Here is an 11,568-nt window from a genome sequence, read left to right as displayed (position 1 = left end):
GATCATGTGCGTGATGCCACGGTGTTTCTCAAGGATGTACAAGTTGACGGCTTGCCGGCGGCACCGGTGTGGCTGGCCGGGATACCCTTGGTTGGCGAGCGGCTGGCTGGGCTCTGGAACAGCCTTGATCAGCAAGGCGCGGCGCTGTTGTTGGCGGTCAAACCCTATCTGGGGCAGGTCGGCAACTGGTTGCTGGCGCGCAGTGCACAGATCGGCGGAGGGATCCTCGAGCTGACCTTGAGCATCGTTTTCGTGTTCTTTTTCTATCGGGACGGCCCGCGCTTGGCGATGTTTGCTCACCGTTTGCTGGAGCGGCTGATCGGCGAGCGTGCCGGTTATTACATCGAGCTGGTCGCCGGAACGGTGCAGCGGGTGGTCAACGGGGTCATCGGCACCGCCGCCGCCCAGGCGGTCCTGGCGCTGATCGGCTTCCTGATTGCCGGTATTCCGGGCGCACTGGTGCTGAGTATCGTCACGTTCCTGCTCAGCCTGATTCCCATGGGCCCGCCGCTGGTGTGGATTCCGGCGACGGCCTGGCTGGCCTGGAAGGGCGAGTACGGCATGGCGGTGTTCCTCGGCATTTGGGGCACGTTCATCATCAGCGGCGTCGACAACGTACTCAAGCCCTACCTGATCAGCCGTGGCGGCAACTTGCCGTTGGTAATCGTGCTGCTTGGGGTGTTTGGCGGGTTGATCGCCTTTGGCTTTATCGGCTTGTTCATCGGTCCGACCTTGTTGGCCGTGGCGTACAGCCTGTTGACCGACTGGAGCAACAGTCAGGCGCGGGTTGAAGAAAGGCGTTGAAATACGGCGCAGGATTGCTCCCGTAGCAGCTGCCGAGCCTGCGAGGCTGCGTTCGGCTGCGAAGCAGTCGTGAATCAGTAAATCCTGCCTCCACTGTTAACCTGAAAAAACGTGGTGTCTGATTTTACGACTGCTTTGCAGCCGAACGCAGGCTGCGCCAGCTGCTACGGATCGCGTAGCGGCTTGACTTAGTGGCACCCTCTCGCCATAGGTTATGCGCTGATCAGCCTCAGGCCGCGGCGCTCAGGTTTTTGCTTGAGTTCAGGGTATTGGCCTGCGAGTACTGCTGATTCATGCTGACGATCAACTTGCTCAAGGCCTCGGCGACTGCGCCTTGATCGATGGTCCCGCTGTTCTGGCTGCTGCCCGTCTGTAGAGCCGTGAGCAGGGCCGCACCATTGTCGGTGCTGCTGGTGGACGAGGTTGCGGCCAGGGCGCTACTCAGTTCGCTGGTGCTGATGCTGCCATCACCATTCGTGTCGAGCTGGCCAAACAGGGACTGGCTGGACAGTTGCTGCGGCGGCTGAGGTGGGGTGAGGGCGGCAACCAGTTCGTCCTTGCTCACGCTCCCGTCGTTGTTCGTATCCAGCGCCGCAAACAGGCTCTTGTTGTCGGCGGTGCTGCCGGCTTTCGTCAGGCCATTGCTCAGCTCATCGCTGCTGATGCTGCCATTACTGTTGCTGTCCAGAAGACTGAGCATGCTGTCGGCCAGTTCGGTGCTGGGCGGCTGATCATTATGGGCTTGGCAGGACGATGGCGTCATGGCAGCCATTTCCTGGCTGCTCAGACCACCACTGTTATCGGAGTCCAGGCTGCTGAATTGCTGGCTCAGGCTGTTCAGTACGCGGCTGTCGCTTTTCTTCGCCAGGGCGCTGTTCAGCTCATCCTTGGAAACGGTTCCGTCGCCATCGGTGTCGAGCTTGGCGAACAACTCTTTCTGACGCTGCTGAAGTCGCGCGGTGTACGCCGCACTGGTGGCGCTGGTATAGCTGGAGTTACTGCTGACGCTGCCGATCATGGGCTCACTCCCTGGATGGATAAAACCGGTGAAGGCACCGGCCCATGCAGCCTCGGGGGAGCAGTTGTCGTGGGTATGTGGAATTTGTACGAATCAGCACACAGAGTCTGTCAGACCCGTGGCAGGCAGACCACGGCCGTCAGGCCGCCGCCCGGGGTTTCTTCCAGGCTTAATGCTCCGCCCAGCCGTTGAGCGGCTTCGCGGGCGATGGTCATGCCCAGTCCAATGCCGCCAGAGTTGCGGTTGCGTGAACCTTCCAGGCGAAAGAACGGCTCGAACACGGCTTCGCGTTTGTCGGCGTTGATCCCCGGGCCATGATCGATCACTCGAATGATCAACTGTTCACGGCTGTCTTCAAGGGTGATCAGTGCCTGGCCGGCGTACCGCAAGGCATTGTCCAGCAAGTTATTGATGCACGACCGCAGGGCCATCGGTTGAACCTGCAACGGTGCACAGTGCCCGCTGGCCTGCACGTCAGCGCCCTGGTCCTGGGCGTTTTCGCTGAGCGATTCGATCAGCGCCTGCACGTCCATCCACTGCAGGGCTTCGCTGGTACGTTGTTCGTGCAGGTAGCTGAGGGTCGCATCGAGCATGCGAATCATGTCGTCGAGGTCTTGCCGCATCTGCCCTTGCAGCTTGATGTCGTCGATCTGCTCCAGGCGCAACTTTAGCCGCGACAGTGGCGTACGCAGGTCATGGGAAACGGCGCCGAGCATTCGCGAACGCTGCTGCACCTGCTCACGGATACGCTTCTGCATCAGGTTGAAGGTGTGCGCCGCCTGCCGCGATTCTCGTGGACCGGACTCATCAAGCGGTGGGCTGTCGAGGTTTTCGCTGAGGCTCTCGGCGGCCGCGCTCAAGCGTTGAATTGGTCGTGAGAGCAGCTTTGCGCCGTACCAGGCGGCAATCACCAGCGAGATAAGCTGAAAGGTCAGCGGTACGACCGGGCCGCCAAACCAGGGACGCGGTGGCCTGTGTTTGAAGGGCTGCGGCGGTTGCCCGTTGAACCCGGCGGAAAACTCCGGCGGTGGAGGGGGCGGGGGATGGCCGTAATGGTGGAACCAGAAGAACGCCAGAAGGTGCGCCAGGATAATTGCCAGCAACAGCACGCCAAACAGGCGGCCGAACAGCGTATCGAAGCGCGCACGCATCAGCCGATGTCTCGGGCGTCGAACAGGTAGCCTTCGCCGCGAACGGTTTTGATCAACTGAGGTGATTTTGGATCGTCACCGAGCTTTTGCCGCAGGCGCGAGACCAGTAGATCGATACTGCGATCGAACGCTTCGATCGAGCGTCCACGGGCGGCGTCCAGTAATTGCTCGCGGCTGAGCACTCGTCGCGGGCGTTCGATGAATACCCAGAGCAAACGGAATTCGGCGTTCGACAGCGGCACTACCAGACCATCGACGGAGATCAACTGGCGGAGCACGCTGTTGAGGCGCCAGTTGTCGAAGCGAATGTTGGCGCGTTGTTCGGTACGGTCATCGCGTACGCGGCGCAGGATGGTTTGAATCCGTGCGACCAGCTCTCGTGGCTCGAACGGCTTGGCCATGTAATCGTCGGCCCCCAGTTCCAGGCCGATGATGCGGTCGGTGGGTTCGCAGCGGGCGGTGAGCATCAGGATCGGGATGTCCGATTCGGCGCGCAACCAGCGGCACAGCGACAGACCGTCTTCGCCGGGCAGCATCAGGTCCAGCACGACCACGTCGTAATGCTCCGCTTGCAGCGCCAGACGCATGGCGGCGCCGTCGGTAACGCCGCTGGCGAGGATGTTGAAACGGGCCAGGTAGTCGATCAGCAGTTCGCGGATTGGAACGTCGTCGTCAACGATCAGCGCGCGGGTGTTCCAGCGTTTGTCTTCGCCGGCTGCGGGGGCTTTTTGATCATCGTTCAGAGGAGCAGGGCTATTTTGCATGCGTACGTTCATCTGCCAGAGAGGCTGCCAACCACAAAAGATGGGCTGCGAGGTTGTGGCTTCAGCATAAGACGTCCGGCCGTGAGGCGGGAAGTGCTGTAGGAAGTCTTGCGGTTGCCGAGGGTAGCCTTGGGCGGTGTTGAGGGCGTGTCGTGAGTGTATCCGTTTCGACACAATTGCCGGGCGCGCGGGGTTTATCATCCGGCAACCGGCACTGTTGACGATGATTTACCGATCATCGGGTCCCGGACGGGCTCGCGTTCCGCTACAATGCGCGCCGATTTCGACTTGCCTGAGAGCCCACTCATGTCCGCCTGCCAGACTCCTATCATCGTCGCCCTGGATTTCCCTACCCGTGACGCCGCACTGAAGCTGGCCGACCAGTTGGACCCGAAGCTGTGCCGGGTCAAAGTCGGTAAGGAACTGTTCACCAGTTGCGCTTCGGAAATCGTCGGGACCTTGCGCGACAAGGGTTTCGAGGTGTTTCTCGACCTTAAATTCCATGACATTCCGAACACCACCGCGATGGCCGTCAAGGCAGCTGCGGAAATGGGCGTGTGGATGGTCAACGTGCATTGCTCCGGCGGCCTGCGCATGATGGCAGCCTGTCGCGAGGTGCTCGACCAGCGCAGCGGTCCAAAACCGCTGTTGATCGGCGTGACCGTGCTGACCAGCATGGAGCGTGAAGATCTGGCCGGGATTGGCCTGGACATCGAGCCACAGGAGCAGGTGTTGCGTCTGGCGGCACTGGCAGAAAAAGCCGGGATGGATGGCCTGGTGTGCTCGGCGCTGGAAGCCTCGGCGTTGAAGGCGGCGCATCCGTCGCTGCAACTGGTGACGCCGGGGATCCGCCCGGCGGGCAGTGCCCAGGACGATCAGCGTCGCATCCTGACACCGCGCCAGGCACTGGATGCCGGTTCCGACTATCTGGTGATTGGTCGTCCGATCAGCCAGGCAGCCGATCCGGCCAAGGCCCTGGCCGACGTCGTGGCCGAACTGGCCTGATCAAACACTGAAGATCCAAATGTGGGAGCGAGCCTGCTCGCGATGGGGCCATAACAGTCAGCATTGATGTTGAATGTCAGCCCGGCATCGCGAGCAGGCTCGCTCCCACATTGGTTTGCGTTAAACCTTCAGAACCAGCTTGCCAAAGTTCTCACCGCTGAACAGCTTCATCAGCGCTTCCGGGAATGTCTCCAGTCCTTCGACGATGTCTTCCTTGCTCTTGAGCTGCCCCTTGGCCATCCATCCGGCCATTTCCTGCCCGGCGGCGGCGAACTGCGCGGCGTAATCCATCACCACAAAGCCTTCCATCCGTGCACGGTTGACCAACAGCGATAGATAGTTGGCCGGGCCTTTGACCGCTTCCTTGTTGTTGTACTGGCTGATGGCGCCGCAGATCACCACGCGGGCCTTCATGTTCAGGCGGCTGAGCACGGCGTCGAGAATATCCCCGCCGACGTTATCGAAATACACGTCTACGCCTTTCGGGCATTCGCGCTTGAGGCCGGCAACCACGTCTTCGTGCTTATAGTCGATGGCGCCGTCGAAGCCCAATTCGTCAATCAGGAACCTGCACTTGTCCGCGCCGCCGGCGATGCCCACCACGCGGCAGCCTTTGATCTTGGCAATCTGCCCGGCAATGCTGCCCACCGCGCCGGCGGCACCCGACAGCACCACAGTCTCCCCGGCCTTCGGTGCACCGACATCGAGCAGCGCGAAGTAAGCGGTCATGCCGGTCATGCCCAGTGCTGACAAATAACGCGGCAATGGCGCCAGTTTCGGGTCGACCTTGTAGAAGCCTCGTGGCTCACCGAGGAAATAATCCTGCACGCCCAGCGCACCGTTGACGTAGTCGCCCACGGCAAAGCCCGGGTTGTTCGAGGCAATCACCTTGCCCACGCCGAGGGCGCGCATGACTTCGCCGATGCCCACGGGCGGAATGTAGGACTTGCCTTCGTTCATCCAGCCACGCATGGCCGGGTCCAGCGACAGGTACTCGTTCTTGACCAGGATCTGGCCCGCCGCCGGCTCGCCGACAGGGACTTGCTGATAGGTGAAGGTCTCGCGGGTCGCAGCTCCCACCGGGCGTTTGGCGAGCAGGAATTGGCGGTTGATCTGGGCAGTCATGGCGGGCACTCAAAGTTGAATGAAGTCTGATTGATAGACCCTCATGGCGCTTGTCGCAAGGTTTGCTGACTCAGCGAATACATCCCGATTCAATGGAGTGATAGTTGGGTGGGCTGATCCATCACTGCAACTCATAAGCAATCAACCGGCCCTCTGATAGTGCTGCCGCGTGACAGGGCAGGGTGCTTAGACTGCGAGAACGAGATCCCCCCACATCGTTCGAGGACATAACAATGAGCATGACGTTTTCCGGCCAGGTTGCGTTGGTGACAGGGGCTGCCGCCGGTATTGGCCGCRCGACCGCCCAGGCGTTTGCCGCCGAAGGCTTGAAAGTGGTGGTCGCGGACCTTGATGTGGCTGGCGGCGAAGGTACCGTCGAGCTGATTCGGGCTGCCGGTGGCGAAGCGGTTTTCGTGCAATGCAACGTGACCCTGGAAAGCGACGTGCAAAACCTGATGGCCAAAGCAGTAAGCACTTATGGCCGCGTCGACTACGCCTTCAACAATGCCGGGATCGAAATCGAAAAGGGCAAGCTCGCCGAAGGCACACTCGATGAGTTCGACGCGATCATGGGCGTCAACGTCAAAGGCGTCTGGTTGTGCATGAAGTACCAACTGCCGTTGATGCTGGCGCAAGGTGGCGGTGCGATCGTCAATACCGCTTCGGTGGCCGGGCTTGGCGCGGCGCCGAAGATGAGCATCTACGCGGCGTCCAAGCATGCGGTCATCGGCCTGACCAAATCGGCAGCCATCGAATATGCGAAGAAGAAAATCCGCGTGAATGCAGTCTGTCCGGCGGTTATCGATACGGACATGTTTCGCCGTGCCTATGAAGCCGATCCGAAGAAAGCCGATTTCGCCGCCGCCATGCACCCGGTGGGACGTATCGGCAAGGTCGAGGAAATTGCCAGTGCGGTGCTGTATCTGTGCAGCGATGGGGCGGCGTTCACCACCGGTCACTCGCTGGCGGTGGATGGCGGGGTGACGGCGTTCTGAGGGGTTGCCTGCGACGTAGCGTCGGGCATTGTGTTTCAAAGGGTTAGAGGAGGGTGTTTTAGCGGCGTTGTCGCACATTGTGATGACAGCGCCTGTGCTTAACTGGGTCCAGAAAAACAGTTGGAGTGGGTCTCTCATGGAATTGAGAATCGATCGACAGGCGCTGGTGCCTGTCGTGCAGCAAATTGTTGATGCCCTTGCTGGCTGGATTCGCCAAAGTGCCGTCGAGCCAGGAACGCGTTTGCCGTCCATTCGACAGCTGGCCCGGGAAAACCTGCTCAGTCAGTCCAGTGTCATCGAGGCCTATGAGCGCATGGTCGCCCAAGGCGTGCTGGCATCGCGTCATGGCTCGGGGTTTTTCGTTGCCGGGCCTTTGGGCGCGACACATCGTTGCGCTGACCCATCGGGCCCCGCGGCGGCTGACGCAAACAGTGTCGGAGTGGTCGACGACCCGCTGGGCATGTTGCCGCTGGGGCGAGGTGGTATGCCCGAAAGCTGGCGCGAGAGCGACGATCTCAGTTATGCCATTCGCCAGGTTTCGCGTACCGACATGGCCGGACTGTTCAATTACAGCCCTTCATACGGGTTGCCGGTCTTGCGCCAACAGATCCTCAAGCGCCTGCAACAGATGAGTATTGCCGTCGATGAGAACCAGGTTCTCACCACTACGGGGGCCACTCATGGGCTTGATCTGATCGTACGGGCGCTGCTCAAGCCGGGTGATTGCGTGGTGGTCGAAAGTCCGGGGTATTCGAATCTGTTCCAGCTGCTCAGGTTGCATGGCATCAGGTTGCTGGAAGTACCGCGGACCTCTCGCGGCCCCGACATCGAAGTACTCGAATCCTTGTTGAACGCGAACAATCCCCGTGCGTTGTTCATCAATAGCCTGTTCCACAATCCGACCGGCAGTAGCCTGGCACCCGCCGTTGCACAACGGATTCTGCAATTGGCCAAGCGTCATGAGTTAATCATCGTCGAGGATGACGTCTACGCTGACTTTCAGGGCAGTGCCGGCACCCGTCTGGCGGCAATGGACGCGTGTCAGAACGTGATCTATGTCGGCAGCTTTTCGAAAACCCTCAGCAGTTCGCTGCGGGTTGGTTATGTCGTGGCCAGTGCCGCAATCATTACGCGCCTGGCAGACATGAAGATGATTACCAGCCTGGGGGCTTCGCGGTTTTGCGAATCGGTGGTGAGCAATCTGTTGGCCAATGGCGCCTACCGCAAACTGGTACAGCGCCAGCGTCAGCGATTGAGGCGGGATTTGGCGGCGACATTGCTGGTGCTTGAGGACGCGGACTGGGAGGTGTTCGGCAAGCCTGCGGGCGGGTTGTACATTTGGGCCAGGCCACGAGAGCACGAACCGGCGCGGGTGCGCACGCTGGCTCACTCATTCGGTATCGTGCTGTCCTCGAGGACGGCCTTCAGCCCCAGTGGTGAAACCGGCGACTGGCTGCGCATCAATGTGGCCTATGCCAGCGATCCTCGGGCCCAGGCGTTTTTTCAGGCCTGCGCATTACCGGATCGACTTCAACCGTTCTGAAAACGACTCGCGCGTAGCTTTTTGCCATTATCGCGGCGCCAAAGGCTTGTGCTTGGGGGCACCCCATTGCGAATCTGCAACAACAGAAAATGGTCGTGTTGCCATTGAGTATGGGAAGGGGGTTACGAGCAATGATTTCGGCCGTGCAAGGACGTTTTGCCAACCTCGGTATGGCAAAAAAACTGGGTGTCGGTTTTATTCTGGTCCTGATGTTGACAGCCGTGGTGGCTGCTATCGGCGTCTGGTCCTTGCAAACCATCAGCCAGCGCTTCGACGGGCTCAAGCAGATGTCGTCGCTCAACAGTGGTTTGCTCAAGGTGCGTTTGCTTGAGCAGGAATACGCCTTGCACAGTGATCCGAAAACCGTCGATGCCTTGCACAAGGGTGTTGACGCGTTGGTCGCCCTCGCAACGCAACTCAAGGCACAGTCGGCGGCTAACGTCCCGATGATGAATGATGTCGAGCAGTCACTGGGGGCGTACCGCAAAGCCTTCGATGAGTTCGTCGAGCTGACCCAGTCCAAGGAACTGGCGCTGGAAATGGCCAGTTGGTCGGTGTCCAGCGTGGCCAATAACCTTGATGTGCTGCAGGGCGGCCTTGCCGACGATGGCGCTTATGCGCTCAAGGATACGCAAGGTAAGGAAGGCGCGGAGGTTATCGAGCAAGCCAACCAGGTCAGTCAGGTGTCGAGGCTGATGTTGCAGGCCATGAATGAGGCGCGAGTGCGCCTGGATCAAAGCCGCAAGGCCAGTGACGAAAGTGCCGAGCAAGGCAAGATTGAACAGGCCGACCAGGCATTGACCCAGGTTGAGGCATTGAAGAGCGCGGTCAAGGACTCGGGCTACCAGACAGTGCTCAACGAAGTGGCCGGGCATATTGCCAGTTTCAGCGAAAAACTTGCCGAGTACACAGGGCTGCTGACTCAGGAGAAAAAGGTCTATCAGCAGTTGCATGAGCGCGCCGCCGAAGTGGTGCAGCGGGTCGATCAGGCTTACACGGCCGAGGACCGGTCGATGCAGGCAGAGCTGAAGAAGAATTCGGCGCTGATCATTGCGTCCTCGGCGCTCGCGCTGCTGGTCGGGCTGATTGCCGCGTGGGTGATTACCCGCTTGATCGTTGCGCCACTGCGCAGTGTGATTCTGGTTGCCCAGAAAATTGCGGCGGGCGATCTGAGCGCGACCGTGCAGGTGACGCGGCGTGATGAAATCGGCCAGTTGATGCAGGCCATGCAGCAAATGGGCGCAGGGTTGAGCAGTATTGTCAGCGGCTTGCAGGCGGGTATCGAGCAGCTCGCAAATTCCGCGCAATCGCTCTCGGCGGTGACCGAGCAGACCAACCTGGAAGTCAGTAGCCAGAAGGAAGAAACCGAACAAGTCGCCACCGCGATGAATCAGATGACCGCGACCGTGCATGATGTTGCGCGCAATGCCGAGGAAGCGGCATTGGCGGCGCAGACCGCAGACGGCAAGGTCGAAACCGGTCAGCAGGTCGTGCGTCAGAGCATGCAGCGCATCGAGCAACTGGCTGACTCGGCGACGTCGGCCAGTTCCAGCATCGAAAGCCTCAGTGCGGAAATCCAGAACATTGGCACTGTCCTCAGCGTGATCAAGAGCGTCGCCGAGCAAACCAACCTGCTGGCACTCAATGCGGCCATCGAGGCCGCGCGAGCGGGTGAGCAGGGCAGGGGCTTTGCCGTGGTAGCCGATGAGGTCCGTGCCCTGGCCAAGCGTACCCAGCAATCCACAGAGGAAATCGAGCGTCTGGTGAGTGCCTTGCGTTCAGCTGCGCAGGCTTCGGTGCAGCAAATCCAGAGCAGCGGCGAGTTGGTCAAGCTTGCCGTCAGTGATGCGCTACAGACCGAGAGTGCGCTGGGCAGTATCGCTGCGGCGGTCTCGCTGATTCAGCAGATGAACCAGCAGATCGCTGCCGCGGCCGAACAACAGAGTTCGGTTGCCGAAGAGATCAATCGCAGCGTGACCAGCATCCGTGCCAGTGCCGATCAATCTTCAGTCGCCATGCAAGGCAATGCCGCGTCGAGTATCGAGCTGGCACAGTTGGGGGTTGAGCTGAAGGGGATGGTGGGGCATTTCAGGTTGTAAGCGTGTGTGGCGAGGGAGCTTGCTCCCGTCAGCGCGGTCCGCGCTCGGGTGCAGCAGTTGTACAGCGGTACTTGCGGTCTGACTGAACTGAGCGAAGGGGGAGGGTCGCTTCGCGACCCAGCGGGAGCAAGCTCCCTCGCCACGGGTGTTGTGCGGCTTTGCACATCACCACTATCAGTCGTAGATAGCTTTCTTCTTCCAGTCTGCGTCGGCTTCCACTTCCTTGAGGCCTTCGGTCAACTCGTTAACTTCGCCTTCCACCGGTGCAATGTTGGTCAGCACCATGGAGTTGGCGCGCGCCAGCAGTTTTTCCAGGTACTGCAACTGCTCGCTGTAAACCTGCGGGTCTTGTTGTTTACGCAAGTACTGCACGCCACGTTCGAACGCCAGGCGGGCTTGCCCGGGTTGTTCCTGCTGCAGTGCATGTTGACCGAGGTTGTTGAAGAACTCGATGTGCAGCAATACCAGGATGTGGCGAACTTCACGAATCCAGCGCTTGGCTTCGTTGGTTGGCAGGAAACCGTCCTGTGCTGCGCGAGTGATCTGGCCATGCAAGGCTTCAAGCAAAAAGCGTACGTCCTTGGCCTTGGCTTCAGTCTGGATCGGTGCCGGTGGGTTGTTGACCGGAATCGATTCACCTCGTGCGACCAGTGCACTCAGTTCCTCGATGCGGGCCTTGGCCGCCGAATTGGTTTTATCCAGATTAAGCAGGCGTTGGCACACGTTGAGCTCCAGTCGCGTCAGCAGCAGCTTGAGCGCCGGAGTCATCAGCTGGCCAGGGAAGGTCTCGGTGATTTCGCCACAGCGGCGCAGTCGATCATTGAGTTCGACCTTGGTGCGGGCCTTTTCCAGTTTATTGTTTTCCACCACATGGTTCATGTAGCCAATGGCGATCAATATTGCGATCCCGACTATTACTAGCAGGGTGATCATGAGTGGTGTCACCGTGAAGACCTCTTTATAGGGTTTGCATGCGAGTGTAGTGGCTAAGCCTGGGAGCGCATAGGGTGGCGCGACGAGTTGGATCGAGCTTTTGCGCTGCCTATATAGGTAATGTGTGGATG

10 protein-coding genes and 1 pseudogene are annotated in these 11,568 nt (G+C 60.0%); 6 read left to right on the top strand and 5 right to left on the bottom strand.

Going from position 1 to position 11,568, the window contains the following annotated elements:
- A partial coding sequence (locus AC1DH9_RS10090) for an AI-2E family transporter (RefSeq protein ID WP_477808114.1) occupies positions 1-804 on the top strand: 804 nt, incomplete at its 5' end.
- Positions 805-1,033: 229 nt separating this feature from the next.
- Here AC1DH9_RS10090 and xopAW read toward each other — a convergent pair.
- The 3 genes from xopAW to AC1DH9_RS10075 all read right to left on the bottom strand — a co-directional run bounded on the left by xopAW (position 1,034) and on the right by AC1DH9_RS10075 (position 3,737).
- Complete coding sequence (xopAW, locus tag AC1DH9_RS10085) at positions 1,034-1,822, bottom strand: XopAW family type III secretion system calcium-binding effector (RefSeq protein WP_427545719.1); 789 nt, start codon at positions 1,820-1,822, stop codon at positions 1,034-1,036.
- A 110-nt stretch (positions 1,823-1,932) separates the two neighbouring features.
- Positions 1,933-2,973, bottom strand: coding sequence for a sensor histidine kinase (locus AC1DH9_RS10080; RefSeq protein ID WP_427545717.1), 1,041 nt, complete (start codon positions 2,971-2,973; stop codon positions 1,933-1,935).
- Entirely contained in the window at positions 2,973-3,737 is a 765-nt protein-coding gene (locus tag AC1DH9_RS10075) for a response regulator (protein ID WP_054593397.1), read from the bottom strand. The genes AC1DH9_RS10080 and AC1DH9_RS10075 overlap by 1 nt, the downstream gene beginning before the upstream one ends.
- A gap of 306 nt (positions 3,738-4,043) precedes the next feature.
- On the opposite strand from AC1DH9_RS10075, the gene pyrF reads away from it, so the two are divergent.
- Positions 4,044-4,742 carry an orotidine-5'-phosphate decarboxylase gene (gene pyrF / locus AC1DH9_RS10070; RefSeq protein WP_162491267.1) on the top strand — a complete coding sequence of 233 codons (699 nt, stop codon included), beginning with the start codon at positions 4,044-4,046 and terminating at the stop codon, positions 4,740-4,742.
- A 120-nt stretch (positions 4,743-4,862) separates the two neighbouring features.
- Here pyrF and AC1DH9_RS10065 read toward each other — a convergent pair whose 3' ends face one another.
- Positions 4,863-5,867, bottom strand: coding sequence for an NADP-dependent oxidoreductase (locus tag AC1DH9_RS10065; RefSeq protein WP_427545714.1), 1,005 nt, complete (start codon positions 5,865-5,867; stop codon positions 4,863-4,865).
- A gap of 233 nt (positions 5,868-6,100) precedes the next feature.
- Between AC1DH9_RS10065 and AC1DH9_RS10060 the strand changes: the two genes are divergently transcribed.
- From AC1DH9_RS10060 to AC1DH9_RS10045, 4 genes and pseudogenes are all read left to right on the top strand, one after another.
- Complete coding sequence (locus AC1DH9_RS10060) at positions 6,101-6,862, top strand: SDR family oxidoreductase (RefSeq protein ID WP_477808113.1); 762 nt, start codon at positions 6,101-6,103, stop codon at positions 6,860-6,862.
- 136 nt (positions 6,863-6,998) lie between these two features.
- Positions 6,999-8,405, top strand: a complete 1,407-nt coding sequence (locus AC1DH9_RS10055; protein WP_427545710.1) for an aminotransferase-like domain-containing protein — start codon at positions 6,999-7,001, stop codon at positions 8,403-8,405.
- An 89-nt stretch (positions 8,406-8,494) separates the two neighbouring features.
- Positions 8,495-9,643, top strand: a pseudogene (locus AC1DH9_RS10050) (HAMP domain-containing protein); the annotation flags it as partial.
- Positions 9,623-10,504 (top strand): methyl-accepting chemotaxis protein, encoded by an 882-nt coding sequence (locus AC1DH9_RS10045; protein WP_427545762.1) that lies wholly within the window; start codon positions 9,623-9,625, stop codon positions 10,502-10,504. The pseudogene AC1DH9_RS10050 and the gene AC1DH9_RS10045, both read left to right, overlap by 21 nt.
- Positions 10,505-10,678: 174 nt before the next feature.
- Here the strand turns inward: AC1DH9_RS10045 and AC1DH9_RS10040 are convergent, their stop codons facing one another.
- Positions 10,679-11,437 (bottom strand): hypothetical protein, encoded by a 759-nt coding sequence (locus AC1DH9_RS10040; protein ID WP_427533974.1) that lies wholly within the window; start codon positions 11,435-11,437, stop codon positions 10,679-10,681.
- Positions 11,438-11,568: the final 131 nt, after the last annotated feature.

The sequence above is a fragment of the Pseudomonas sp. 05T35 genome (assembly GCF_056396605.1).
Note: the sequence above shows the minus strand (reverse complement) of the source record. Positions and strands in the feature narration are given on the sequence as shown.

Coding starts and splice junctions, on each gene's coding strand:
- xopAW (WP_427545719.1), bottom strand. CDS start 1,822: ATGATCGGCAGCGTCAGCAGTAACTCCAGCTATACCAGCGCCACCAGT.
- AC1DH9_RS10080 (WP_427545717.1), bottom strand. CDS start 2,973: ATGCGTGCGCGCTTCGATACGCTGTTCGGCCGCCTGTTTGGCGTGCTG.
- AC1DH9_RS10075 (WP_054593397.1), bottom strand. CDS start 3,737: ATGCAAAATAGCCCTGCTCCTCTGAACGATGATCAAAAAGCCCCCGCA.
- pyrF (WP_162491267.1), top strand. CDS start 4,044: ATGTCCGCCTGCCAGACTCCTATCATCGTCGCCCTGGATTTCCCTACC.
- AC1DH9_RS10065 (WP_427545714.1), bottom strand. CDS start 5,867: ATGACTGCCCAGATCAACCGCCAATTCCTGCTCGCCAAACGCCCGGTG.
- AC1DH9_RS10055 (WP_427545710.1), top strand. CDS start 6,999: ATGGAATTGAGAATCGATCGACAGGCGCTGGTGCCTGTCGTGCAGCAA.
- AC1DH9_RS10045 (WP_427545762.1), top strand. CDS start 9,623: ATGCAGGCCATGCAGCAAATGGGCGCAGGGTTGAGCAGTATTGTCAGC.
- AC1DH9_RS10040 (WP_427533974.1), bottom strand. CDS start 11,437: ATGATCACCCTGCTAGTAATAGTCGGGATCGCAATATTGATCGCCATT.